Origin of the sequence: Amycolatopsis balhimycina FH 1894, from assembly GCF_000384295.1 — a bacterium.
GTDB classification, from domain to species: domain Bacteria; phylum Actinomycetota; class Actinomycetes; order Mycobacteriales; family Pseudonocardiaceae; genus Amycolatopsis; species Amycolatopsis balhimycina.
This window is the reverse complement of sequence record NZ_KB913037.1, coordinates 7749442-7772974: the sequence shown is the minus strand read 5'-3', so window position 1 is coordinate 7772974 and position 23533 is coordinate 7749442. Positions and strand designations below refer to the sequence as shown.

Here is a 23533-nt window from a genome sequence, read left to right as displayed (position 1 = left end):
GCTCCGGGTGGTTCAGCCCTTGAGCGCGCCCTGCATGATGCCGCCGACGATCTGGCGGCCGAACAGCAGGAACACGAGCAGGACGGGGACGGTGCCGATGGTCGCGGCGGTGAGCACGAGCGTGTAGTCGGTGGTGTAGCCACTGGCCAGAGTGGACAGTGCGGTTTGGACGGTCGGGTTCTCCGGCACCAGCACGACCAGTGGCCAGAAGAAGTCGTTCCACGCCTGCATGAAGGTGAACAGCCCGAGCACGGCCGCGGCCGGGCGGGCGGCGGGCAGGGCCACGTGCCAGAACAGCCGCAGCGACCCGCAGCCGTCCATCCGCCCGGCCTCCAGCAGCTCGAGCGGCAGCGCCCGCTCGAAGTACTGGCGCATGAAGAACACGCCGAACGCGGTGACCAGGCCGGGCACGATCACCGCCTGCAGCTGCCCGGCCCACCCGAAGTCGGCCATCATCATGTACAGCGGCACGACACCCAGCTCGGTCGGGATCGCCTGGGTGGCGACCACGAGGAGCAGCAACGCCGTCCGCCCGCGGAACCGCATCTTGGCGAAGGCGAACCCGGCGAGCGTCGAGAACAGCACCACCGAGACGGTGATCGTGCCCGCGACGATCAGCGAGTTGCCCAGCGCCAGCGCGAAGTCCGTCTCGTCGAAGACGCGGGCGATGTTCTCGAACAGGTGCCCGCCGGGCACCAGGACCGGCGGCACGCTCCCGACCGCCTCCGTCGTCTGCGAGGAGACGACGAACGACCAGTACACCGGGAACGCCGAGCCGGCCAGGATCGCGATCAGCGCGGCGTAGGTCCATGGGCTCGCGACCCGGCGCACGATGCGCCGGGCCCGCCCGGGGGCCGCCGGCGGCGCGGGCGCGGCCGGGGTCAGCACGGTGGTCATGTCCGCTCCTCAGTCCGTCTGGATGCGCCGGGTGACCAGGTACGACAGCCCCGCGACGAGCATCGTGGCCACGGCCAGGATCAGCGCGATCGCCGAGCTGTAGCCGAAGTCGTACTTGGTGAAGCCCTGCTCGTAGAGGTAGAGCGCGGCGGTCTGGAACTGCCGGTCCGACCCGCCGGTGGCGGCCGCGGTGCCGGGGTTGAACAGCAGCGGCTCGGCGAGCAGCCGCATGTTCCCGGTCGTCGCGATCACCGTGGAGAAGATGATCTGCGGCCGCAGCAGCGGCACGGTGATCCGCCAGAACTGCTGCCACCCCTTGGCACCGTCGAGGGTGGCGGCCTCGTACATGCTCGACGGGATCGCCTGCATCGACGCCAGGAAGATCAGCGCGTGGTAACCGGTCCAGCGCCACACCACCATCGACGCGATGGCGGTGTGCGAGCTGGCCGTGCCGGCCTGCCAGTCGACCTGCCCGGCGCCGAACCAGCTCAGCACCCAGTTGATCAGCCCGAAGTCCCGGCCGAACAGCTGCGCGAAGATGATCGTCACCGCCGCCACCGAGGTGATGTTGGGCAGGATCATCCCCATCCGGAACATCGTCCGCCCGCGCAGCCGCCGGTTGAGCAGGTGCGCGATGCCGAGCGCGAACAGGATCTGCGGGATCGTGGTCAGCAGCCACAGGCTGACCGTGTTCCCCATCGCGTTCCAGAAGTACGGGTCGTGGAACAGCAGCTGGTCGTAGTTGCCGAGGCCGATGAACGTGGCCGCGTCGGCGTCGATGAGGTTCCGCTTCTGCAGCGACACGAACGCCGTGTAGAGCAGCGGGAACAGCCCGAAGACGCCGAAGATCAGGAAGTACGGGCTGATGAAGCCGAACGGCGACAGCTTGACGTCCCACTTCTGCCGCCGCTCGGCGAAGGTCAGCGTTTCGACCGCCATCACTTGATCTTCGCGACGTCACCGACCAGCTGCTGCCACGCCGCCGCGCCGTCCTGCTTGCCCTGCTCGACGCGCTGCATCGCGTTGCCGAACTCCGTCTGGACGTCGCCGGCCTTCGGACCCTGGTACTGCGGGTTCAGCTTCTTCGCCGCTTCGGTGAAGAGCTTGCCGACGGGAGCGTTGTTGAAGAACGGGTTCGTGTAGCCGGTGATCTTCGGGTCGTCGTAGAGCGACGGCGTCGAGGGCAGCAGGCCCTTGCTGGTGAAGACCTTCGCCTGCTGTTCGGGCGCGGTCAGCCACGCGGCGAGGTCCGCGGCTTCCTTGGTGTGCTTGCCCTGCTTGGGCACGGTCAGGTAGGAGCCGCCCCAGTTGCCGCCCCCGCCGGGCACGCTCGCGATGTCCCACTTGCCCGCGGTGTCCGGCGCCTGGTCCTTGATCTTGGTCATCATCCACGCCGGGCACGTGACGGTCGCGAACTGTCCCTTGGTGAAGCCGGTGTTCCACGGCGGCGTGCTGTAGAGCAGCCCAGCGCTCAGGTTCGCCTTGACCGCGTCGGCCACGAGGTCCCAGCCCTGGCGCAGCGCCGGGTTGGTGCCCACGACGATCTGGTCGCTCTGGTCGTAGTACCCGACCGGGGCCTGGCCGACGATCGCGTTGAGCACGGTCGGGCCGCCGTCCATGAACTTGACGCCGTTCGGCGCCTTGGCCTGGAAGCGCTTGCCGGTCTCGAAGAACGCCTGCCAGGTGGGCCAGAGCGCGGAGACGGCGTCGCGGTCCGCGGGCAGCTGGGCCTGCTCGAACAGGTCGCGGCGGTAGCAGATGGCCAGGCCGCCGACGTCGGTGCCGTAGCCGATCTGCTGCCCGCCCTTGCCCAGCGACGCGGCCCACTTCCAGTCCAGCCAGCGGTCCTTGAGCTTGTCGCCGCCCACGGTGTTGAGGTCGACGAACTTGTCCGGCGTCGCCTTGAACTGGGCGACGTACCCGGTGTCGACGGCTTCGATGTCGGCGGCGCCGGCGCCGGTGGCCAGGTGCGCGGCGATGTTCTTGTGGTGGTCGGAGTAGGCGGCGGTCCGCTCGGTGATCTCGATGTCCGGATGTGCCGCCTGGTACTCCTTGATCAGGTCGGTGTAGCCGAAGTTGCCGAACAGGCCGAGGCTCAGCTTGATCTTGCCGCCGGCGGCGCCGCTGTCCCCGCAGGCGCTCAGCGCGGTGAGCGCGACCAGGGTGGCACCCACCCCGGCGAGCAGGCGGATCCGGCGGTTTCTCGTTTTCGGGCGCATGAGATCTCCGTTGTTCTGCTGGCCGGTCGGAAAACGCGGGTCCCATGAGAGCGCTCCCAGCACGGTGTCGTCAAGTAACGAAGTGATAACGCAGTTTGCCGTTTACGCAGTCAGAGGTCGTGTGCTAGAGATGTAACCGGTTACAAGAACGGAGGTCGCCATGGTCACCGCCCGCGAGGTCGCGCAGCTCTGCGGGGTTTCCGTCGCCACCGTGTCACGGGTCTTCAACCGCCCCGCCACGGTCAGCGCGACGACGCGCGAACGCGTCGAACGCGTCGCGCGGGACCTCGACTTTTCGCCGAACGAATCGGCGCGGGCGCTGTCGCGGCAGCAGTCGGCGATGGTCGGGCTGGTCTGGGACACCGACCACCGGCGGCCCGGCTGGCGACACCCGTTCCTGCAGGACCTGTTGCTGGGCCTCAAGTCCGCGTTGAGCTCGCACGGCTACCACCTGCTGCTGCTCGCCACGAGCGACGACGCCCGCGACCGTCGCCCGGGCGTGTCGCTGGCCGACCCGATCGGCTACGTCAGCATGACCCGCCGGCACCACCTGGCCGGGCTGGTGCTCATCGACAGCGGGACGGACGCCGACGCCTTCACCGCGTTCGCCCAGTCCGGGTTGCCGTGCGTCGCGCTCGACGTGGCCCTGTCCGGCCCGCGGGCGACGCACGTGACCTCGGACAACGCCGGGGGCGCGGCGGAGGCCGTCCGGCACCTGGCCGCCCTCGGTCACCGCCGGATCGCGACGATCACCGGCCCGCGCGGCAACGCGCCCGCCGCCGCCCGCACCGAGGGTTACCTGCGCGGCCTGGCCGAAGCGGGGTTGACGGCACGGGAGGACCTCGTGATCACCGGGGACTACTACCGCGAGAGCGGGTTCGTCGGCATGCGGCGGCTCCTGGCCCGCAAGGACCCGCCGACGGCGGTGTTCGCGGCCAGCGACGAGATGGCGGTCGGCGCGCTGCTCGCGGCCCGCGCGGCCGGCCTGCGGGTGCCCGGCGACCTGGCGGTGGTGGGCTTCGACGACATCGAGGTGGCGTCCCTGGTGGACCCGGCACTCACGACGGTGGCCCAGGACAAGCCGGGCTTCGGCACGGCGGCGGCCGGCGCGATGCTGGCGATGATCGAGAACGCGGGGGCGCCGGAACCGGTGCTGCTGCCCACGAAACTGGTGGTCCGCGACTCCTGCGGCGGGCACCCGCGTCGCTGATCGCCCAGGCGGTCATGCGCCCCACAGTGGGGCGTTTGGGGCCCGGGTCGACGTCCGGCGGTGATCTTGGCGGTCCAGTCGATGTGGTGCGAGTACAGCCAGTCGCGTTCCTCGCCGACGTCTCCGCCCGCGCTCGCCGCCACCAGCTTTTCGACGCGTTCGCGGCGAAGTCCTTCGTACGCAGCGAAAGCCGACGCCGGGTCCGGCAGATCGCGCAGGCACTGGGCGAGGATCACGCTGTCTTCGAGGGCCATCGACGCGCCCTGGCCGGCGGCCGGGGACGCGGCGTGGGCGGCGTCGCCGGTCAGGACCATCTCGGGCGTCGACCAGACCCGGGTTTCCGGGACGTCGTAGGAGTGGCCGCCGAAGACCTCGTCGCCGGTGGCGGCGACGATGTCCGCGCAGGGCAACGGATCGCCGTCGAACGCCGCGTGCGCGAACGCCCGCCAGCCCGCCGGTGTGACCGTGGCGATCTCCTCGCGCGACCGCTCGGGGTCCGGGATGCGGGCGAACCAGAACGTGGCTCCGCCGGGGTCGGTGGTGAAGCCGAAGGCCGCCTTGCTGCCGCGGATCATCCGGTAGATCCCGGGCGCCGCGGGCAGGCCGCCGGCCCGCGTATAGCCGTAGACCACGGTCAGTCCGGTGTAGCGCGGTTCGTCCGCGGCCGGGTCGATCAGCCGCCGGACGGTCGAGCGCAGGCCGTCGGCGCCGACCAGGACGTCGCCGGTCGCGGTGGTCCCGTCGGCGAACTCCGCCGTGATGCCGTCCGGACCCGTCGTGGCGCCCACCAGCTGCCGCCCGCGCTCCAGCGGAACGCCTCGGCGCGCGGCCGCGTCCTGCAGGACGCGGTAGAGCGTCGCGCGGGTCAGGGTGCGCGGCCCGTCGAGGCCTTCGGTGTCGAACTCACGCCGCCCCACGGTTTCCCCCGTAGGGGCGACGAGCTCGACACCGTACGCGGCGAAGGACGCGTCGATCACCGGCCGGTCCGCGTCGATCGCCCGCAGCGCGTCCATGCCGTTGTGCATGATCGTGAGGAACGCCCCGATGTCGTCCCCGCCGGCGGGATAGGCCTCGAACACGCGGGGCTCGTGCCCGGCGAGTCTCAGCGCCATCGCCGTGACCGTGCCGGAGATCCCGCCACCCGCGACCAGTACCCGCATCTCGCGTCCCCCACCCCACACCCCATCGACTCCGCGTGCCGCCGCCTGTGACGTTACCGTGGCGGCGGCACGCGGTGCCTACTTCTCCTTCGCACCGCTCGTGGCGATTTCGCCGTTGAGGCCGCGCGGGTAGAAGCCACCCGAGGTCACCTTGTCCGGGTTCAGGTAGGCGATGTTGAGCACGCGGTCAGCCGAGCGGCCGAACGCGATGCCGTTGGCGTCCGCCGGCACGAGGTTCGCCTTGCCGTCCTTCAGCACGCCTTCGTCGTCGTCGGCCTTGCCGTCGAGGCTGTCGCGGGCGTCGGAGATCTTGTTCGTGATGTCGCCGAGGCCGCGCTCGAACAGCTGGCTACGCACGATGCCCGCGTGGTAGGCCTCGACCGCGAGGATGCCCGCCGCCGCGTCGAGGAACGTCTTGTTGTTCACCAGCGGCGCCGCGCCCTTGTAGGCCGACACGCCGACGTCCTCGAACAGGAACGCGGCGAGCAGGAAGTTGTTCTCGCTCGCGAACGGGTCGAACGTCTGACCCTTCTGGATCACCCCGGCCGCCTGCATGGCCGCGGTGAAGCTGTTCTGGAAGTCGATCTCCGGCTGCGCGACGGCGGCCTTGTCGAGCGCCTTGCGCAGGAAGGTGACGTGGGCGACCTCGTCGCCGGCGATCTCCTGGACGATCTGCTTGGTGTGCTCGCTCTTGAACTTCACCGCGTGCCCGCCGGAAACCTTGCCCAGGTTGCCGATGCCGTTGACGTACTTCTCGTTCAGCCCATAGCCGGAGACGGCGAACGAGTACAGGTTCGCCTCGAGGTACTCGAGGTTCAGCGCGAAGTTCAGCACGGCGGCATCGCTCGCCGCCTCCTTCGCCTTGTCACCTCCCTGCGCACCGTACTGCGATGTGGCACCAGCCGAGCCGAGGCCCAGCGACAGCGCCGTGCCAAGCGCGCCGGCACCCGCGACGCCGAGCCCCGCCGCTCCCGCAGCCTTGAGGAAGCGGCGGCGGTCGGTCGCGTTCTCCGCGCTGCGCTCGATCAGCTGCTCTGTGTAGCGTTTTCCGAACACCGGGGGACGTCCTCTCGTGACGAGTTCGTCCACCTCACCCACCGGTCATACGTATCTCGACGGCCCCCGGCTCGGTCAAAACGGAAGAATTTTTGATCGACTTCCGTTTTCCCAGGTCAGCTGCGCTGCGCAACCGCGAGCCGGACGCACACGGCGAGTGCGCGCACGGCCTCTTCGACCTCTTCCAGCTTCGGGAAGGTCGGCGCGATGCGGATGACGGCGTCGGCCGGGTCGTCGCCGTGCGGGTGGGTCGCCCCGGCGGGGGTCAGCGCGACGCCGGCCTCCTTCGCCAGCCGCACGACCTCCTTCGCGGTGCCCTGCGGGACGGTCAGCGTGATGAAGTACCCGCCGGTCGGCTTGGTCCAGGACGCCAGGTCCGCGAGCTCCTCGGTGAGGATGCGGTCGACGGCCGCGAACTTCGGGCCGATGATCTCGGCGTGCTTGCGCATGTGCGTGCGGACGCCGTCCTCGTCCTTGAGGAAGTGGGCGTGCCGCAGCTGGTTGACCTTGTCCGGGCCGATCGTGCGCTTGCCGATGTTCCCGGTCCACCAGGCGAGGTTGGCTTCGGACGCGCCGAAGAAGCCGACCCCGGCGCCGGCGAGGGTGATCTTCGACGTCGAGCCGAACACGAACACGCGGTCGGCGTTCCCCGCCTCGGTCGCCAGGGCGAGGAGGTCGGCCAGCTCCGGCTCGTCGTCGGTGAGGTGGTGCACGGTGTAGGCGTTGTCCCAGAAGATCCGGAAGTCGGATGCCGCGGTGCGCATGGTGGCGAGCCGCCGGACGACGTCGTCACTGAACGTGACGCCGGTGGGGTTGCTGTACTTCGGCACGCACCAGATGCCCTTGACGGCGGGGTCCTCGGCGACCAGCGTCTCGACGGCGTCCATGTCGGGGCCCTCGTCGGTCATCGCGACCGGGACCAGCTCGATGCCGAAGCGCTCGGTGAGCGCGAAATGGCGGTCGTAGCCCGGGACGGGGGCGAGGAACTTCACCTGCGGCTCGTCGGCCCAGCGGCGCTCGGCGCCGGGCAGCTTGCTCAGCAGGGCCTGGACGACGGCGTCGTGCATCAGCTCGAGGCTGGAGTTGCCCGCGGCGAGCAGCTGCCCGGCGGGCACCTGCAGCGCGCCGGCGAAGATGCGGCGCAGTTCCGGCAGGCCCTGGAGGCCGCCGTAGTTGCGGACGTCGGTGCCGTCCTCCGCCTTGAACGTGCCGTCGCCGGGGAGGCTCAGCAGCGCGTTCGAAAGGCCGAGCTGCTCGGGGGACGGCTTGCCGCGGGTGATGTCCAGGGAGAGGCCTCGGCCGACCAGGGCCGCGTAGTCGCTGCGGGCCGTGTCGACGTCGACGGAAGCAGTGGTCATGGCGTCAACGCTAACCCCGGTGTCGATACCATTTCGGGGCGGGTCCTGGCTAGGGTGGTTCGTGTGCATCTCGTCGTCCACGCCGACCAGCGGCAGTTCTCCGTGCGGGACGCCGCTTCCCGCCTGACGGGCAGCGGCTGGACCCCGGAAGCCGTGGAAACTCACCGGATCGGGGCAGAGCCGTCCGGGATCGCGATCGCGACGGCGCGCTCGGACGTGGTGGAGTCGTCGGTGACGCTGCTGCCCTCGGCGCCGGCCCTGGCACCCGACGCCGAGCACGTGGTGGAAGCGGATCTTCCGGTTCCGAGCGGGAAGCTCGTGATTTCCGGGCCTTCGGACTACCCGTCGCAGGAAAGGTTCTTCTCGGTGCTTCCCGGGCTCTACCGGGCGCGGGTGTCGTACGTGCCCGCCGATCCGCCCCCGACCACCTGGAACGAGCACGAATTCGGCGAGCACTACCGGTATGTGGTCGAGCTGTGGCCGGTCGCCACACCGTCCGATGTGGAGGTTCTCCGCCAGGGCGCCGCGGTCTGGGACGGCTAGCTCCGGAGCTCAAGGCGCCGCCAGGGTTTTCCGTGCGAGCGCGAGCTGATCGTTCTTCACGCGTTGGGCGACGGTCAAGGCGCTCTGGTTTCGTTCGACCAGCTTCCGCTGCACGGCGACTTCGGCCGCGTACCAGATCCCGGTGGTGTTCGTGGCCGTCTTGCACGCCACGTCCGCCCGGGCCACGCCGATTTCCCGCGGTGCCGGCACTCCGGTGAACCGCCGGTCGTTCATCGCGGCCATCGGGTCCGGATAGTCGGCGCCGGCCTTCTTCATGCAGGCGGACCATGCCCGGAACGCGGCGGTCACCACCGGATGCGTCCGGGACAGCTCCCAGGACCGGATGTTGATGTCCTGAACCAGATCGGCTGCCCCGGGTTTCGCCCCAGCCCCGAGTTCGGCGGCGGCTTGTCCCGCACAGCCACCGGCTGGGACCACGCGTCCCCTGACCCGGCCGGTCGAGCCGTGCAATGCCGCCGCGACATCGGGATCGGCCGGTGGTGGTGCCGGCCGGGGACCGGCGTCCATCGCCGCCTTGAGCCGGTAGCCGCTCGCCGCGGCCTCGGCCGCGGAGGTCAGGCCGTACCGGCGCGCGGTCACCGACGCCGGTCCGACGTCGGGCATCGCCGGCACGACCGGCATGGCCAGCCCGAACCCGGCGAGGCAGCGCCCGGCCGCCCGGTCCAATGCCCGGCCCATCGCCCGTGTGTCGCTGTCGCTCCACTGGTAGGGATCGATCGGCAGCGTCAGGTTCGTGCTGTCGCCGATCTGCCGGATCCCGTCGACCACGATCGAGGCCGGCGAAGGCAGCGCGAGCGGGTCGGCCGCGGGCGGCGTGGCGGAACAGGCGGTCAGGAGGACCAGCAGGCCCGCGGAGGCGAGGCGCCTCCGCGAGCCCGGCCGGTCAGCTGTGCCAGTCGAACGAGGCATTTTCGTTGTACGTCGCGGTCAGGTTGCGCCAGTTGCTGCGGAGCACGACGTCGTGCGCACCACCGAAGTTGCTGTTGAACCACACCCACGCCTCGAGGCCGGTCTGGTTGTTCTGCGCCGAGGCCGCGTTGTTCTTCACGACCTGCCCGCGTCCGGCGCCGCTCCCGGCGAAGTAGTCATCGGCGAAGTTGGCGTCCCGGTTGAAGAAGGTCGCGATCGCGCCGGCGCGGTTCGAGTTGTAGTACAGGCAGAAGTACAGGCGCGGACAGGTGTTGTCGATGGTCTCGGTCGCGCCGGCGGTCCCGGCGGTGGCGACCAGCCCGGTCGCGACGGCGGCCAACGCGGCCCCCGCCGCGACGGTCTTGCGCAAGAAATGTGCGGACATGGTTTTTCCTCCCTCTGACTAATGCTGACTAATGCTGACTAATGCTGACTAATGCTGATGAATGACAAATCCGGCCATTCCCCGGAATTTCCGCGCACGCCCGGCCCCCGCCCGGCGAAAACGCCGGGCGGACGGGGAACACGCGAGGAATGACGCTGCTTGCTCCCAGGCGGCGTCTCGGCGTAAGCCGGCCGCCCGGCCGGTGTCAGACGATGGGCGCGCCTCCAGCGCCCACAACCGGCTCAGGCTGAACTACGAGCTCCACGAGGCCCCCTCGTCGTCGCGGTCACTTCATATCAGCTGATGAAGACGAGCATGAGCATAAGCTGACCTGAAAGAACCGTCAACTCCGGTGCTCCTTGTGGTGCTTACCGGCTTCACGTCAGCTGATGACCGGTAAACTGGCCCCATGCCGGAGACGCTCGCCGCGAAGGTGGACCACCTGTTCAGCACCGTGCGGCCGCGCACGGGCAACGAGTACTCCTTCGAAGAGGTCGCCGAGGCCATCCGCGCCAAGGGCGGCCCCACCATTTCGGCGACCTACCTCTGGCAGCTGCGCAAGGGCCTGCGGGACAACCCGACCAAGCGGCATCTGGAGGCGCTGGCGAGCTTCTTCGGCGTCCCGGCCGCCTACTTCTTCGACGACGCCGAAGCGGAGCGCATCAACGCCGAACTCGCGGTGCTCAGCGTCCTGCGCGACGCGCCGGTGCGGCAGATCGCCCTGCGCGCCAACGGGTTGTCGCCGAAGAGCCTGGAGGCCATCGCGGAGATGGTCGACCGCGTGCGCGAACTGGAAGGGCTGCCCGATCCGGACGCGCGGCAGTGAGCGACCGGCGACTGCGCAAGCGCTGTGAAGCGCGCCTGCGCGACCTGCCGATGCCGGTCCCGTTCGACGCCCGAACCCTGTGCGAGCAGGTCGCCCGCGAGCGCGGGCGGCCGATCCGGCTGTTCCCGATGGCCGGGCTGAGCGGGGTCTGCGGGCTCTGGGTGGCGACCGCCACCACGGACCTGATCTTCTACGAAGAGGTGACCACGCCGCCGCACCAGGAGCACATCATCCTGCACGAGCTGAGCCACGTGGTGTGCGACCACTACCCCGGGTCGCTGTCCGCCCAGGCCCTGCTCCCCAGCCTGGATCCCGAGATGGTGCGCCGGGTTCTCGGCCGGTCCGGCTACTCGACGGCGGAGGAGCGCGAGGCCGAGATGCTCGCGTCGCTGATCCAGCAGCGGGCACGCGGGGGCGCGGGCCCGCTCGACCGGCTCCGCGACGCGCTGGGGGACGGCGATGGGTGAATGGCTGGTCCGGTACGGGCCGCCGATCCTGGCCTGGAGCCTGTTCGCGGTCCGGCGGGGCGGGCAGGACCGCGGCCGCCGGTCGGTGCGGTGGGTGTTCGGCGGCCTGGCCGTCTCGCTGACGGCGTTGACCCCGGCCGGGCACGCGGTGATCAAGGAGCTGACCGGTGCCGTCGACCTGCCGCGGCTGGTGGGGCACGCGGGCGTGCTGTTCGCGGCATGGGCGGCGCAGCGGTGCCTGGCGCACCTGAACGGGACGCCGGCCGGATTTCGCCGGCAGAGCTGGTGGATCGCCGGGATGTTCGTGGTGATGTGCGTGTTCTTCGCGCTCACGCCGAACCTGATGCCACAGTCGCCGTGGGTGATGGAGTACTGCTTCGCCTACGCCGCCGCGCAGATCCCGGCGTTCGCCGGGGTGATCGTGCTGTGCCTGCGCTACGCCCGGATCGCCGGTGACCCGGCGTTGCGGACCGGCCTGTGGCTCGTCGTCGCGGGTACCGCCGCGGCCATGCTGTATCTGGTCAACAAGACGATCCTGGCGGCGTCCCCGCGGTGGGACTTCGACTATCCGCTGGGCCGCGAGTTCCTGGTCGGCAAGATCCTCCCGATGGTGGCCCACGTGCTGGTCCTGTCCGGCGTCGCACTGCCCGCGGTGGCCGGCTGGCTGTCGCGCTACCGCCTCTACCGCCGCCTGAGCCCGCTGTGGACGGACCTGTACCGGGCCGACCCGGAGATCGCCCTCGACCCGCCCGGCGCGGTGGCGCTCGGGAACCTGAAGCTGCGCCTGTACCGGCGGGTGATCGAGATCCGCGACGGGCTGCTGGCGCTCCACCCGTACCGGGACCCCATGGTGGCCGTCGCGGCGAGAAGAGGGGCGCAGCGAGCGGGGCTGGCGGGCCGGAGCTTGGAAGCGGAGGTCGAGGCCGCGGTCGTCGCCGAGGCCCTGCTTGCCCGTGCCCGCGGGGCGGCACCGAGGGAGCCGGCGGCCGTGGTGTCCGGCGGCGGCGACCTCGCCAGTGACACGACCTACCTGCGTGACGTCGCGGATGCCTACCGGCGGAAGATCGGTGACCGGAACGGCTGACGCGGCACTAGAGCGCCGTCAACGTCGCCAGTTTCCAGCGGCCGTCGACCCGTTTCGCCGTCACCGACAGCTGGGCCACCGACGACGACGGCGCTCCCCCGCCCTGGGCCACCGTCTGCTGGTCCAGAAACAGGAGCAGATCCGCGGAGTCGCCCCGCAACGATCGGACCCCGATCGCCCGGACCGTGGTCGTGCGGATCAGCTTTTCCGACGTCGCCCGGGTTCGGGCCGACGCGAACTGGGCCTGGTACTGGCGGACCGCGTCGCCGGTCAGGACCTCCGCGGCCGCCCGCTCGGTGCGGGCCAGGTTCGCGTAGTCGTAGGAGAACACCGCCTTCACCGCGTCACTCACCTCCGACGTCACTTCGGAAGTCGCCGCCGGGTCCACCAGGGCCTGGTTGTCGCCCGGGGACAGGGACGCCGTCTCGATGCCGAGCCACACCGCGCACCCCAGGGCCAGCACCACCACCGCCGCCAGGACGCGCGTCATGAGCCCGCCGCCTGGACGCCGGCGATCTTCCACCCCGCGTCGGACCGGGCCACGTCCACGGTCAGCCGGTTCATCTTCGGGGTGACCGCGCCGCCTCCAGCGGAAACCCGGACGTCGAGCACCGCCAGGAGGCGCGCCGTCCCGTGGGAAACGTCGATCTCCGTCACCGCCGCCTGCACCAGCGAGGCCGAAGAAACCGTGCGAGCTGTGGAAGCACGGTCGATCTGCAGCTGGCGGTCGCCTTCGAGGTCCTTCCCGTACTGCCCCGTCGTCGCCGCTATCCAGCGGTCCACGTCCGCCGCCGCCGTGCGGTAGTCGATCGTGTTCAACGTGACGAGTGAAGGCCCCGCCGCCGCCAGCACCGCGTCCCGCTCGCGTCCGCGCGCCGACGCGTCGTCGGTGGCCGCGCGCCACCACGACCAGCCCGAGAAAGCCGCCGCCAGCACGGAAACCACCGCGGCCGCCACCAGGAGACGGAACCTCACGGCGCGCCCAGCAGCTTGCCCAGTCCGCCCGCCGACGGCCCGGTGAGCAGGCTCAGCATCCCCGGAAGCTGCTGAGGAGCCGACGCGGCCTGCTGCTGCGGCGCCGCGGGAACGGCCGGCGGCTTGCCCGCGTAGGGCGCGTTCTGCGCCCCGCGCACACCGGTCGGGCTGCCCGGCGGCTCGGCGCAGTAGGCCTTCGTGTTCACCGGCGCTTCGGTGGTGTCGTTGGCCGGACGCTCCTTCGTGCCTTCGTAGCCCTTCGTGCACGAAGCCGGGTCGAAGAAGTTGAACACCACGCCGAGGTGACCCGTGCCGTCCGGGGACGTCGACGGCGAGAACGCCGAGATGATCGGGTACGCCACCAGCAGTTCCTCGATGGAGTCCTTGCGGGACGTCGTGATCTGCGCGGTCGTCAGCAGGTTGGCGAACAGCACGCCCAGGTCGGTCCCGGACGCGGCGAGCACGTCGCTGATCTGCCTGCTCAGCCGCGGTGCCTGCGCGATCACGCGCCGCAGGTCCGGATCGGACTTCTTGAGCTGACCCGCGATCGCGCGAAGGCCGGAGGCGAAGTCGGTGATGTTCGCCGCCTGCCGTTCCTGGGTGCCCAGCACGATCCGCGAGTTCGCCAGCAGCCCCTGCGTCTGCGGCACGTACTGCGCGGCCACCGCGGTCAGCGAACCCGTGCTGTCGAGCAGCTGCTGCAGCTCCGGTCCCGCGCCCGCGAACGCGTCGTACGTCTCGTCGACGACCGTCCGCAGCGAATCCGGGTGCACACTCGCGACGAGGTCGTCGAGGTGGCTGAGCACCGTGTCCGGCGACGGCGGCAGCGACGTCTTGTCCGCGGTGATCACCGAGCCGTCCGTCAGGAACGGGCCGCCGTTGTGCTGGGGCAGCAGGTCGACGAACTGCTCCCCCACCGCCGACCGGTTCGCCACCTGCGCGTGCGCGTCGGCCGGGATGTCCGGCGCGCCCGCGTCGATGTCGAGGGCGACGTCGACGCCGTGCTCGGTGAGCGTCATCGACGTCACCCGGCCGACCGTGACCCCGCGGTAGGCGACCTCGGAGTTGACGAAGATGCCGCCGGAGTCGGTCAGCTGCGCGGTGACGACGTAGCCGCGGTTGCCGAAGAGCCGGTCCAGCCCGGCGTAGTGGCCGCCGGCGTAGACGACGGACACCACCGCGATGACGACGAACGCGAGCAGCTGGACGCGGATCTTGCGGGTCACCGGCCACCCCCGATCAGGCCGAGCAGCCCGCCCAGCAGGTCGGGGCCCGCGGCCTGCGGACCCGAGCCGAGGTCGGGCAGCGGCAGCGGCGGCGCGAGCGGGGTCTGCTGACCGCCGATCCCGGACGGCAGCGCGATCGGCGGCTGCGACGAGTTCGTGAAGTTCTGGATCAAGACGTCCAGATCGAGGTTCACGTTCGCTTCGACGTTCGCGTAGTCGCCCTTGATCACATTGCCCGCGTAGTCCGGGAACGGGTAGGTCAGCAGGATCTGCAACGCGTTCGGCAGGTTCTGGCCCGCCTCGCCGAGCTTCGTCAACGTCGGCTGCAGCGCCTTGAGGTTCGCCACGAGCTGGTCGCGGCTCTTCGTCACGGTCTCGACCGCGACGCCGGACAGCGTGTTCAGCGCGTTGAGCATGCTCACGAGCTGGTCGCGCTGGTCGGTGACGATCTTCAGGCCCGGCGCGAGGTTGTCGAGCGCGTTCGTCAGGTTCTGCGTCTGCCCCGTCAAGGTCTTCGAGAGCTTTCCGAGCCCGTCGATCGCGCGCAGGATCTCCGTCTTGTGCCCGTCGAGCTGCGTCGCCAGTTCGTCCACCCGGGACAGCAGCGCCCGGATCTCCGGCTCGTTGCCCGACAGCGCGTCGTTCAGTTCGTGGCTGATCTTCTGGATCTGCTCGACGCCGCCGCCGTTGAGCAGCAGGGAAAGCGCGCCGAGCACCTCTTCGACCTCGGGGTTGCGGTTGGTGCGCCCGAGCGGGATCTGCGCACCGCCGGCCAGTTTCCCGGTGGCCGGTTCGGTCGTGGGCACGCTCAGCTCGACGAACTTCTCCCCCAGCAAGCTGGACTGCTTCAGCTCGGCGCGGGCGTTCGCGGGCAGCGCGATGTCGCCGTTGACGGTCATCGCCACCAGCGCGGACCGCGTGTCCGGCGTCAGGGTGATCTTGTCGACCCGGCCGACCGCGACGTCGTTGACCTTGACGCTCGACTGCGGCACCAGGTCCAGCACGTCGGTGAACAGCGCGGTGACGTGGTACGGGTGGTCGCCGACGTCGGCGCCGCCCGGCAGCGGCATGCCGTAGAGGCCGTTGAACCCGCCGTCGCTGCAGCCGGCCAGGACGAGCACCCCGGCCAGCGCGCCGGCGATCCGCTGCCGCCGGTTCACTTCGCACCACCGGAAAGCTGTTCCATCACGTCGACCAGCGGGAGCGGCAACGGCGGGAGTGTCCCGTTCTGCAGGGAGTTGAGCACCTGCGGGATCGTCGGCAGCTTGAGCGCGCCGTCCAGGATCGGCGCGAGCTGCTTGCAGATGTTCCCGAGCGCGTCGGGGACTTCCTTCGGCGTGACCGCGCTGATCAGCCGGCACACGGTGAGGATCGGCGGGTTGGTCAGCTCGTTCAAATTGTCGCGGACGGCGATGGTGCCCGACGCCGCGTCGTAGGAGTTGATGAAGTTGGTGGCGCCGGTCGGGGCGATGTCGAGCACCTCGGCGAGCGCGGCGCGCTGGTCGACGAGCACCTTCGACAGCGACGCCAGCTTGTCCACATTGGACTCCAGCGCGGCCTTGTTGTCGTTGACGAACTGCTGGACGTCGCCGAGCGCGCCACCGAGGGACTGCAGCGCGGCCCCGACGTCGGCGGAGTCGGCGGCGAGGAACCGGCTGACGTCGGCGACGCGGCCGTAGAACTCGTTGAGCTGCTGGTCGCTCTGGGCCAGGGCGCCGGTGAACGAGTTCAGGTTCCGCACGGTCGAGAACAGGTCGTCCTTCGAACCGTCGAGGGTCTTCGCGAGCTGGGCGAGCTGCCCGACCGTCGAGTTCAGCGAAGCACCGTTGCCCTTCAACGTGTTCGCCGCGGTGTCGAGCACGCCGGACAGCGCGCCGTTCTTGTTGGCGCCGTTCGGCCCCAGCGCCGTCGAGAGCTTGTCCAGGCTCGAGTAGAGGTCGTCCAGCTCGACGGGCGTCGCCGTGCGCTCGCGCGGCAGGACCGTGCCCGTCGCCAGGACCGGCCCGCTGTCGTAGGCCGGCGTCAGCTGGACGTACCGGTCGCTGACCAGGCTCGGCGCGACGACGACCGCGCCGACGCCGGCCGGCAGCGGCACGTCGTCGACCCGCATGTCGACGCGGACCGCGTCACCCTCGGGCGTGACGTCGGTGACCCGGCCGACCGGCACGCCGAGCACCCGCACCGACGAACCCGCGTACAGCCCGACGGTCTTGCCGAAGTACGCGGAAAGCTTGGTGCCGCTCGACGACCGGAACACCAGGTAGAGCCCGGCGGTGACGATCAGCGCGAGGACGCACGCGAACGCCAGCCACGTCACGAGGCTCCGGCCGCGGTAGGTGCGGATGGTCATCGGCCGCCCACCCCCTGGTTCGGCGCGGCGATCGGCGGGGTGCAGCCTTCGGGGTTGATGTGCAGCCCACCGATGGTGATCGTCGGCGGCAGCAGCCCGCACAGGTAGCCCTCGAACCAGCGGCCGTTGCCGGTGGCGTTGGCGCCGACGCGGGCGAACGGCGCCATCAGCCGCAGGCTCTTGTCGAGGTTGCCCTGGTTGCGCTGCAGGATGTCGGTCACCTTCCCGAGCTTCTCCAGCGTCGGCCTGAGCTGGTCGCGGTTGTCCTGGACCAGCCCGGTCAGCTGCTGCGACAGCTGCCGGGTGCCGGTGAGCAGGGCGTTGATCGCGGCCTTGCGGTTCTGCAGCTCGGTGAGCAGCAGGTTGCCGTCGCTGATCACGCGTTGCAGCTGGGCGTTGCGGTCGGACAGTGTCTTCGAGACCTGACTCGTGTTCGCCAGCAGCGTGTGGAGGTCGGCGTCGCGGTAGGACACCGTCTTCGCCAGGGACGACAGCCCGTTGAGGGTGTCCTTCAGGTACTGCGGGCTGTCCTTGAGGCTGTCGGAAAGCGCGTTGAAGCTGTCCGCCAGTTGTTTCGTGTCGATGTCGCCGACCGTCGTCGACAGCTGCTCGAAGGCGTCCTGCAGCTGGAACGGCGTGCGCGTGCGGGCCTGGGGAATGGCCGAGTTCGGCTCCTGCGCGCCGCCGCCCTTCGGGTCGAGCGCGAGGTACTTCTCCCCCAGCAGCGTCTTGATCTCGATGGACGCCGTCGTCGCGTCGCCGACCCGGACGTCCTTGACCCGGAATCTGACCAGGACCTGCTTGCCCGCGAGCTTCACCGACGACACCGTGCCGACCTTGACGCCGGCGACCTCGACCTCGTTGTCCGGCGCCAGCCCCGCGGACTCGCCGAAGTACGCCGAGTACGTCGTGCCGTTGCCGAAGAACGGGAGCTGGTCGGAGAAGTACGTCGTGGCCGTGACGAGCACGATCAGCACGAGCGCGACCGCGCCGACCATCGCTTGATTGCGTTCCTTCAGCGGCTTCCATGTCTTCTGGGGCCGAGCCCCAGACCCCGGCCGGGGGACAAGCCCCCCTGGACCCCCCAAACGGCTCATGGCCCACACCTCTCCGCGCGCTGGGTGCCGGGGATCGGGATGATCGGCAGCGTGATGTCGAGCGAGGAAATGCCGATGGTGCCGGTGATCCCGCACAGGTAGTAGTTGAACCAGCTGCCGTAGCTCAGCGTCCGGGTGAACTTCTGCAGGTTGCCCGGCAGCACCTCGAGGAGGTGGTTGAGCAGCACGCCGGAGTCGCCGAGGTTCTGCGAGAGCGTGCCCAGCTTCGCGACGTCGTCCTTCAGCGCCGGGCGCGCGTCGGCGAGCAGGCCGGTGGTCGACACCGCGAGGTCGCCGAGCGCGCTGACCGCGTCCCCGATCGGCTTGCGCTGCTCGGCCAGGCCGCTGACGAGTTTCTGGGTCTGTTCGATGAGGTCGCCGAGCTGGGCGCCGTGGGCGTTGACCGTGCCGAGCACGGTGTTGAGGTTGGCGATGACCTGGCCGATCACCTGGTCCTTGCTCGCGATCGCGGTCGTCAGTGACGCGGTGTGCTGGAGCAGGCTGGTGATCGTGCCGCCCTCGCCCTGGAAGACGCTGATGATCTCGGCCGAGAGCTGGTTGACGTCCTTCGGGCTGAGCGCCTTGAACAGCGGCTTGAAGCCGTTGAACAACACCGTGAGGTTCAACGCGGGCTTGGTGCGCTCGGGCGGGATCGTGCCGCCGTCCGGCAATGTCTTGTCCCCTGGGACGTCGGTACCGAGCGCGAGGTAGCGCTGCCCGACGAGGTTGCGGTACTTGATCGTCGCGGTCACCGTCTCGGGCAGCCGGTAGGCGTGTTCGATGTCGAACCGGACCTGCGCGAGGTTCCGCTCCCCCTCGACGACCTCGATCGTGTCGACCTGCCCGACCTTGACGCCGGCGATGCGGACGTCGTCGCCTTCCTTGAGGCCGGACGCGTCGGTGAACTTGGCCAGGTAGCCGGAGGTCTCGCCGAAGTTGGTGTTCGCGATGGTGGCCGCGAGGATCCCGGTGAGCAGCACGGTGACCACCGCGAAGATGCCCAGCTTCACCAAGGACGGGACGAAACTCCTCACTTCAGCTCCACCTCCGCCCCGCGGTAGAGCGGCCCGACGAGCAGGCCGGCCCAGCCGGGCACGTCGCCGGGCGAAGTGCCGAGGGCGGGCGAGGCGAGCAGGTCGATCAGGTCGTCCTCGTAGGCCGACCCGACGATCGTGCCGTTCCCACCGACGGCCCCACTGCCCGCGGGCAGTGTCTCGGGCGGGTTCTTCGGCGGCGCGGGCTTGCTCGAGCCGTCCTTGATGGCGCCGTCGGGCGGGTATTGCGGCCACACTCCCGGCTTCGGGACTTGCGGGTAGCAGCGCGGGCCGCGCTTGTCCTCGTACTTCGGCTCGTCGACGCCGGGCAGGTACTTGCCGCGGCTGGCGGCGAACTCGATGGTGACCCGGCTGACCTCGGGGTGCGCGGTGCCCTTGCCGAAGGCCAGCTCGGCCGGGGCGACCTCGCCGGCCAGCTGCTTCAGCAGGCACGGGTACTCGGGCGCGTACTTGGCCAGGACGTCGAGCGTCGGCTGGATCGCCGTGGTGAGCCGGATCAGGTTGTCCTTGTTGACCTGCAGGAAGTTCGTGAGGTCGACGGAAGCGGCGGTGACCGTCGCGTAGAGGTCGCTCAGCTGGGCGCGCTGGTCGACGATCGTGCGGCTCGTGGTCGTCAGGTCGGACAGCGCCTGCAGCAGGTCGGGCGCCGCCTTGTCGTAGGTGTCCGCGACGTTCGCCAGGCCGGTGATGTCGGCCTTGATGTCCGGGAGCGACGGGTTGAGCTTGCCGAGGTAGCCGGACAGGCCGGCGAGGGTCTGGCCGAGTTGCTTGCCGCGGCCGTCGAGCGCGGTCGCCACCGCCGTCAGCGTGCTCGACAGCTTTTCCGGCTGGACCGCCTGCAGCAGCGGCATCACGTCGTCGAGGACCTTCTGCAGCTCGATCGCGGCGCTGCTGCGGTCCTGCGGGATGACGTCGCCGGCCTTGATCGGCCGTTCCTTCGTGGCCGGCAGCTGCAGGGCGACATAGCGCTCGCCGAAGAGCGTCTTCGGGAGCAACCGCGCCGACACGTTCGCCGGGATGACGGCCGTCTTGTCCGGGTCCAGGGCCAGCTCCAGCTCGGCGTGGTCGCCCTTCGCGAGCACCGACCGGACTTCGCCGACGAGCATGCCGCGGACCTTGACGTCCCCGCCGGTGCGCAGCTGGCTGCCGACGCGGTCGGTCTCGAGCTTCACGAGCGTCACGGGCGTGAAGGCCTTGTTGTAGACGGCGAGCGTGGACGCGATGAACAAGGCGGCGACGAGCAGGAAGGCCAGCCCCAGCACCTGGTACCGGAGCCGCTGCCAGAGCTCGCGCCTCATCCCGAGATCCTCACCGTGGTGTTCGCGCCCCAGATCGCCAGGCTGAGGAAGAAGTCCAGCACCGAGATCAGCACGATCGACGTCCGCACCGCGCGGCCCACCGCGACGCCGACGCCGGCCGGGCCGCCGCTGGCGTTGAAGCCGTAATAACAATGGGAAAGGATCACGAGCACGCTGAACACGATCACCTTCCCGAACGACCAGAGGACGTCGCCGGGGGGCAAGAACAGCGTGAAGTAGTGGTCGTAGGTGCCCGCGGACTGGCCGTAGAGCCAGATGGTGATCTGCCGGGACGCGAGGTAGCTCGACAGCAAGCCGACCGCGTACAGCGGGATCACCGCGGCGACGCCGGCGAGCACCCGCGTCGTCACGAGGTACGGCATGCTCGGCACGCCCATGACTTCGAGCGCGTCGATCTCCTCGGAAATCCGCATCGCGCCGAGCTGCGCGGTGAAGCCGCAGCCGACGGTCGCGGACAGCGCGAGCCCGGCCGAAAGGGGCGCGACTTCGCGGGTGTTGAAGTAGGCGGAGATGAACCCGGTGAGCGCGGCCGTGCCGAGCTGGTTGAGCGCGGAATAGCCCTGCAGGCCGACGATGAGCCCGGTGAACAGCGTCATCCCGATCATCACGCCGAGCGTGCCGCCGATGACCGCGAGGCCGCCGGTGCCGAAGCAGACCTCGGTGAGCAGCCGCAGGGTTTCCCGGCTGTAGCGGCGGATCGTCCGCGGCGACCAGGCGAGCGCCTTGGCCGCGAACGAGAGCTGCTTGCCGAGGCCTTCCAGGCTCTGCCCCGGGCGCGCGAGGTACTCGAGCGTCCGGTCGGTGGTGTCCAGGGGTTCCGCCGTCATCACATGGCCTTCGGCGGGACGATCCGCAGGTAGATCGCGGTGAGCACGACGTTGATCAGGAACAGCAGCAGGAACGTGATGACGACAGCTTGGTTGACCGCGTCGCCGACGCCCTTCGGCCCAGGCGGCGGGTTCAGCCCGCGGAACGCCGCGACGACCCCGGCGACGAAGCCGTACAGCAGCGCCTTGATCTCGCTGACCCAGAGGTCCGGGACCTGCGCGAGCGCGTTGAAGCTGGCCAGGTACGCCCCCGGCGTGCCGCCCTGCAGGACGACGTTGAAGAAGTAACCGCCGAGCACGCCGACGACGCTGACCAAGCCGTTGAGCAGCACCGAAACCACCATCGCGGCGAGCACCCGCGGCACGATGAGGCGCTGGATCGGGTTGACGCCGAGGACTTCCATGGCGTCGATCTCTTCGCGGATCTTGCGCGCGCCGATGTCCGCGCAGACCGCGCTGCCGCCGGCGCCCGCGACCAGCAGCGCGGTGATCAGCGGGCTGGCCTGCTGCACGATGGCCAGCGCGCTGGCCGCGCCGGTGAACGACTGGGCGCCGATCTGCGCGGTCAGCGAGCCGAGCTGCAGCGCGATCACCGCGCCGAACGGGATGGCCACCAGCGCCGTCGGGAGAATCGTGACGCTCGCGAAGAACCAGCACTGCTGGATCCACTCCCGCGCCTGGAAGGGGCGCTTGAAGATCGCGCGCAGGACTTCCCAGGAAAGCGTCGCCAGGCGGCCGACCTGCGTCAGGGCCGCGGTTCCCGGGAGCGTGCCAGTGCTGTCGCTCACCACACCTCCCAGTACGTCGTCATTGACTCCCGAGTCTTGCGCAACCCCGATATCCGCTTTTGTTAGCGGTGTTCACTCAGCTCTTCGGCAGTGCTCCTTCAGAAGTTGAGGGCGTGCGTCGCCGTGGCGCCGCCGTCCGCGACGAACTCCGCTCCCGTGCAGTACGCGCTCTCGTCGCTGGCCAGGAACAACACCAGCTTGGCGACGTCCTCGGGCTGCCCGACCCGCCGCAGCGCGACCTTCTTCCCGACGTACGACATGTCGACTTTCTGGCCGCCCGCCGCGGTCTCGACCATCTTGGTGTCGATCGCGCCGGGGTGCACCGAGTTGACGCGGATGTGCTTCTTGCCCAGCTCCATGGCCGCGACCTTGGTCATCCCGCGGATGGCGAACTTGCTCGCGGTGTAGGCGACGAGGTAGGGCATCCCGGCCAGTCCCTCCACAGAGGACACGTTGACGATGGAGCCACCGCCGGCGGCGGTCATCGGTTCAACGACCGAACGCATCCCGAGAAACGCCCCGATCTGGTTCACCCGGATCACGCGCTCGTAATCGGCCAGCGTCGTCTTGCCGAGCTCCGAGAAATGGAGGATGCCCGCGTTGTTGACCAGCACGTTCGGGGCGCCGAACTCGGTGGTCGCGCGCTCGACCGCGGCCGTCCAGCCGTCCTCGTCGCCGACGTCGAGGTGCTGGTAGACGGCCTGCTCGCCGAGTTCGGCGGCCAGCTGCTTGCCCTCGTCGTCGAGGATGTCGGCGATGACCACCTTCGCGCCCTCGGCGACGAACGCGCGGGCGGCGGCCTCGCCCTGCCCGCGGGCGGCCCCGGTGATCAGGGCGATCTTCCCGTCCAGCCTCACGATTCCTCCACGATCTCAGAGACGGCGAACATCCGTGCGGGATCGCGTTCGGCGAAGAACGCGCTCACGGTGGTTTCGAGTTCGTCGAGCCCCCAGCGGCGCTCGATCCGCGGGGGTTCGACCAGGGCGACCTCCCCGCCGTGCACCACGAACACCTGGCCGTTGACGTGCTCGGCCGCGGGTGACGCGAGGTAGGCGACGAACGGGGCGACGTGCTCGACCGAGAGGGGATCGGCGCCGTCGGCAGGGGCAGCACCGAACACGCCTTCGGTCATCGCCGTCCGCGCGCGCGGACAGATTGCGTTCGCGCGGACGCCGTATTTGGCCAGGCCGCGGGCGGCCGAGACGGTGAGCGCGACGATGCCCGCCTTCGCGGCGGCGTAGTTGGGCTGGCCCGGCGAGCCGAAGAGGAACGCCTCGGACGCCGTGTTGACCAGGCGCCCGTACACCGGCTTCCCGTCCGCTTTGGACCTGTCGCGCCAGAACTTCGTGGCGTTGCGGGACAACAGGAAGTGCCCGCGCAGGTGGACCCGGAGCACGGTGTCCCAGTCGTCGTCGGACATCGAGAACAGCATCTTGTCGCGCAGCACGCCCGCGTTGTTGACCACGATGTCGAGCCCGCCGAGGTCCAGCGCGGCCTGCACGAGCGCGTCGGCCGTGGCCCGCTCCCCGACGTCGCCGGCCACCGCGACGGCCCGGCCGCCCGCCGTCTCGATCTCGTCGACGACGTCCTTCGGCTCGCTGATGTCGTTGACGACGACGGTGGCGCCCCGCGCGGCCAGTGCGAGCGCTTCGGCCCGCCCCAGCCCGGCGGCCGCCCCCGTTACGATCGCTGTCCTGCCGGTCAGGCTCACCGCGGGACCTCCTCGTCGAGTCCTGGATCTGGCCTACAGTAGAATCTGTT

General features: G+C 70.1%; 24 protein-coding genes and 1 pseudogene. 5 read left to right on the top strand and 20 right to left on the bottom strand.

Translation table 11 applies throughout. The features are described from left to right. Window positions 1-12: 12 nt before the first annotated feature. From A3CE_RS0135870 to A3CE_RS0135860, 3 genes are read right to left on the bottom strand one after another with little or no spacing between them, the layout of a single operon-like run. A complete protein-coding gene (locus tag A3CE_RS0135870) occupies window positions 13-897 on the bottom strand; it encodes a carbohydrate ABC transporter permease (protein WP_020644930.1) in 885 nt (294 codons plus the stop codon). Window positions 898-906: 9 nt separating this feature from the next. Then, window positions 907-1836: a carbohydrate ABC transporter permease gene (locus A3CE_RS0135865; protein WP_020644929.1), complete on the bottom strand. Its 930-nt coding sequence runs from the start codon at window positions 1834-1836 to the stop codon at window positions 907-909. Then, entirely contained in the window at window positions 1836-3116 is a 1281-nt protein-coding gene (locus A3CE_RS0135860; protein ID WP_020644928.1) for an ABC transporter substrate-binding protein, read from the bottom strand. Before A3CE_RS0135860 ends, A3CE_RS0135865 begins: the two co-directional genes overlap by 1 nt. 160 nt (window positions 3117-3276) lie before the next feature. Here A3CE_RS0135860 and A3CE_RS53705 point away from each other — a divergent pair, with 160 nt between their 5' ends. Beyond that, complete coding sequence (locus tag A3CE_RS53705; protein WP_051183808.1) at window positions 3277-4326, top strand: LacI family DNA-binding transcriptional regulator; 1050 nt, start codon at window positions 3277-3279, stop codon at window positions 4324-4326. A 56-nt stretch (window positions 4327-4382) separates the two neighbouring features. Here A3CE_RS53705 and A3CE_RS52155 read toward each other — a convergent pair. From A3CE_RS52155 to A3CE_RS0135835, 3 genes and pseudogenes are all read right to left on the bottom strand, one after another. Then, window positions 4383-5486 (bottom strand): annotated as a pseudogene (locus A3CE_RS52155) (FAD-dependent oxidoreductase); the annotation flags it as partial. 78 nt (window positions 5487-5564) lie between these two features. After that, entirely contained in the window at window positions 5565-6542 is a 978-nt protein-coding gene (locus A3CE_RS0135840; RefSeq protein WP_020644924.1) for a ferritin-like domain-containing protein, read from the bottom strand. 116 nt (window positions 6543-6658) lie between these two features. Continuing rightward, on the bottom strand, window positions 6659-7900 hold the full coding sequence (locus tag A3CE_RS0135835) for an aspartate aminotransferase type Ic (protein ID WP_020644923.1): 1242 nt from the start codon (window positions 7898-7900) through the stop codon (window positions 6659-6661). A 63-nt stretch (window positions 7901-7963) separates the two neighbouring features. On the opposite strand from A3CE_RS0135835, the gene A3CE_RS0135830 reads away from it, so the two are divergent. Further along, a complete protein-coding gene (locus A3CE_RS0135830) occupies window positions 7964-8443 on the top strand; it encodes a hypothetical protein (RefSeq protein ID WP_020644922.1) in 480 nt (159 codons plus the stop codon). A 9-nt stretch (window positions 8444-8452) separates the two neighbouring features. Here A3CE_RS0135830 and A3CE_RS52150 read toward each other — a convergent pair whose 3' ends face one another. Next, window positions 8453-9373, bottom strand: a complete 921-nt coding sequence (locus tag A3CE_RS52150) for a hypothetical protein (RefSeq protein ID WP_020644921.1) — start codon at window positions 9371-9373, stop codon at window positions 8453-8455. Next, window positions 9348-9758, bottom strand: coding sequence for a peptidase inhibitor family I36 protein (locus A3CE_RS52145; protein ID WP_020644920.1), 411 nt, complete (start codon window positions 9756-9758; stop codon window positions 9348-9350). Before A3CE_RS52145 ends, A3CE_RS52150 begins: the two co-directional genes overlap by 26 nt. A gap of 409 nt (window positions 9759-10167) precedes the next feature. On the opposite strand from A3CE_RS52145, the gene A3CE_RS0135815 reads away from it, so the two are divergent. Genes A3CE_RS0135815 through A3CE_RS0135805 form a run of 3 tightly spaced genes read left to right on the top strand, consistent with a single transcriptional unit; the run spans window position 10168 to window position 12135 of the window. Then, window positions 10168-10584, top strand: a complete 417-nt coding sequence (locus A3CE_RS0135815; protein WP_020644919.1) for a helix-turn-helix domain-containing protein — start codon at window positions 10168-10170, stop codon at window positions 10582-10584. Beyond that, entirely contained in the window at window positions 10581-11051 is a 471-nt protein-coding gene (locus tag A3CE_RS0135810; protein ID WP_020644918.1) for a hypothetical protein, read from the top strand. The genes A3CE_RS0135815 and A3CE_RS0135810 overlap by 4 nt, the downstream gene beginning before the upstream one ends. Then, entirely contained in the window at window positions 11044-12135 is a 1092-nt protein-coding gene (locus A3CE_RS0135805; RefSeq protein WP_020644917.1) for an MAB_1171c family putative transporter, read from the top strand. The genes A3CE_RS0135810 and A3CE_RS0135805 overlap by 8 nt, the downstream gene beginning before the upstream one ends. A 7-nt stretch (window positions 12136-12142) precedes the next feature. Here the strand turns inward: A3CE_RS0135805 and A3CE_RS0135800 are convergent, their stop codons facing one another. The 12 genes from A3CE_RS0135800 to A3CE_RS0135745 form a co-directional block, all read right to left on the bottom strand. After that, complete coding sequence (locus tag A3CE_RS0135800) at window positions 12143-12625, bottom strand: hypothetical protein (protein WP_020644916.1); 483 nt, start codon at window positions 12623-12625, stop codon at window positions 12143-12145. After that, window positions 12622-13110 (bottom strand): hypothetical protein, encoded by a 489-nt coding sequence (locus A3CE_RS0135795; protein WP_026469187.1) that lies wholly within the window; start codon window positions 13108-13110, stop codon window positions 12622-12624. Before A3CE_RS0135795 ends, A3CE_RS0135800 begins: the two co-directional genes overlap by 4 nt. Continuing rightward, window positions 13107-14336, bottom strand: coding sequence for an MCE family protein (locus A3CE_RS0135790; RefSeq protein WP_020644914.1), 1230 nt, complete (start codon window positions 14334-14336; stop codon window positions 13107-13109). The genes A3CE_RS0135795 and A3CE_RS0135790 overlap by 4 nt, the downstream gene beginning before the upstream one ends. Then, complete coding sequence (locus A3CE_RS0135785; RefSeq protein ID WP_020644913.1) at window positions 14333-15496, bottom strand: MCE family protein; 1164 nt, start codon at window positions 15494-15496, stop codon at window positions 14333-14335. The genes A3CE_RS0135790 and A3CE_RS0135785 overlap by 4 nt, the downstream gene beginning before the upstream one ends. Continuing rightward, on the bottom strand, window positions 15493-16686 hold the full coding sequence (locus A3CE_RS0135780) for an MCE family protein (protein ID WP_020644912.1): 1194 nt from the start codon (window positions 16684-16686) through the stop codon (window positions 15493-15495). Before A3CE_RS0135780 ends, A3CE_RS0135785 begins: the two co-directional genes overlap by 4 nt. Continuing rightward, window positions 16683-17684: an MCE family protein gene (locus tag A3CE_RS0135775; protein ID WP_020644911.1), complete on the bottom strand. Its 1002-nt coding sequence runs from the start codon at window positions 17682-17684 to the stop codon at window positions 16683-16685. The genes A3CE_RS0135780 and A3CE_RS0135775 overlap by 4 nt, the downstream gene beginning before the upstream one ends. A 95-nt stretch (window positions 17685-17779) precedes the next feature. After that, a complete protein-coding gene (locus tag A3CE_RS0135770) occupies window positions 17780-18817 on the bottom strand; it encodes an MCE family protein (protein ID WP_026469185.1) in 1038 nt (345 codons plus the stop codon). Continuing rightward, window positions 18814-20136 carry an MCE family protein gene (locus A3CE_RS0135765; protein ID WP_020644909.1) on the bottom strand — a complete coding sequence of 441 codons (1323 nt, stop codon included), beginning with the start codon at window positions 20134-20136 and terminating at the stop codon, window positions 18814-18816. The genes A3CE_RS0135770 and A3CE_RS0135765 overlap by 4 nt, the downstream gene beginning before the upstream one ends. Continuing rightward, window positions 20133-20984 (bottom strand): MlaE family ABC transporter permease, encoded by an 852-nt coding sequence (locus A3CE_RS0135760; protein WP_020644908.1) that lies wholly within the window; start codon window positions 20982-20984, stop codon window positions 20133-20135. The genes A3CE_RS0135765 and A3CE_RS0135760 overlap by 4 nt, the downstream gene beginning before the upstream one ends. Continuing rightward, window positions 20984-21772, bottom strand: a complete 789-nt coding sequence (locus tag A3CE_RS0135755) for an MlaE family ABC transporter permease (protein WP_026469184.1) — start codon at window positions 21770-21772, stop codon at window positions 20984-20986. The genes A3CE_RS0135760 and A3CE_RS0135755 overlap by 1 nt, the downstream gene beginning before the upstream one ends. A 98-nt stretch (window positions 21773-21870) precedes the next feature. After that, on the bottom strand, window positions 21871-22632 hold the full coding sequence (locus tag A3CE_RS0135750; RefSeq protein ID WP_026469183.1) for a glucose 1-dehydrogenase: 762 nt from the start codon (window positions 22630-22632) through the stop codon (window positions 21871-21873). Then, window positions 22626-23483: a 3-oxoacyl-ACP reductase gene (locus tag A3CE_RS0135745; RefSeq protein WP_020644905.1), complete on the bottom strand. Its 858-nt coding sequence runs from the start codon at window positions 23481-23483 to the stop codon at window positions 22626-22628. Before A3CE_RS0135745 ends, A3CE_RS0135750 begins: the two co-directional genes overlap by 7 nt. Window positions 23484-23533 lie beyond the last annotated feature (50 nt).

Coding starts and splice junctions, on each gene's coding strand:
- A3CE_RS0135870 (WP_020644930.1), bottom strand. CDS start 897: ATGACCACCGTGCTGACCCCGGCCGCGCCCGCGCCGCCGGCGGCCCCC.
- A3CE_RS0135865 (WP_020644929.1), bottom strand. CDS start 1,836: ATGGCGGTCGAAACGCTGACCTTCGCCGAGCGGCGGCAGAAGTGGGAC.
- A3CE_RS0135860 (WP_020644928.1), bottom strand. CDS start 3,116: ATGCGCCCGAAAACGAGAAACCGCCGGATCCGCCTGCTCGCCGGGGTG.
- A3CE_RS53705 (WP_051183808.1), top strand. CDS start 3,277: ATGGTCACCGCCCGCGAGGTCGCGCAGCTCTGCGGGGTTTCCGTCGCC.
- A3CE_RS0135835 (WP_020644923.1), bottom strand. CDS start 7,900: ATGACCACTGCTTCCGTCGACGTCGACACGGCCCGCAGCGACTACGCG.
- A3CE_RS52150 (WP_020644921.1), bottom strand. CDS start 9,373: ATGCCTCGTTCGACTGGCACAGCTGACCGGCCGGGCTCGCGGAGGCGC.
- A3CE_RS52145 (WP_020644920.1), bottom strand. CDS start 9,758: ATGTCCGCACATTTCTTGCGCAAGACCGTCGCGGCGGGGGCCGCGTTG.
- A3CE_RS0135815 (WP_020644919.1), top strand. CDS start 10,168: ATGCCGGAGACGCTCGCCGCGAAGGTGGACCACCTGTTCAGCACCGTG.
- A3CE_RS0135805 (WP_020644917.1), top strand. CDS start 11,044: ATGGGTGAATGGCTGGTCCGGTACGGGCCGCCGATCCTGGCCTGGAGC.
- A3CE_RS0135800 (WP_020644916.1), bottom strand. CDS start 12,625: ATGACGCGCGTCCTGGCGGCGGTGGTGGTGCTGGCCCTGGGGTGCGCG.
- A3CE_RS0135780 (WP_020644912.1), bottom strand. CDS start 16,686: ATGACCATCCGCACCTACCGCGGCCGGAGCCTCGTGACGTGGCTGGCG.
- A3CE_RS0135775 (WP_020644911.1), bottom strand. CDS start 17,684: ATGGTCGGCGCGGTCGCGCTCGTGCTGATCGTGCTCGTCACGGCCACG.
- A3CE_RS0135765 (WP_020644909.1), bottom strand. CDS start 20,136: ATGAGGCGCGAGCTCTGGCAGCGGCTCCGGTACCAGGTGCTGGGGCTG.
- A3CE_RS0135760 (WP_020644908.1), bottom strand. CDS start 20,984: ATGACGGCGGAACCCCTGGACACCACCGACCGGACGCTCGAGTACCTC.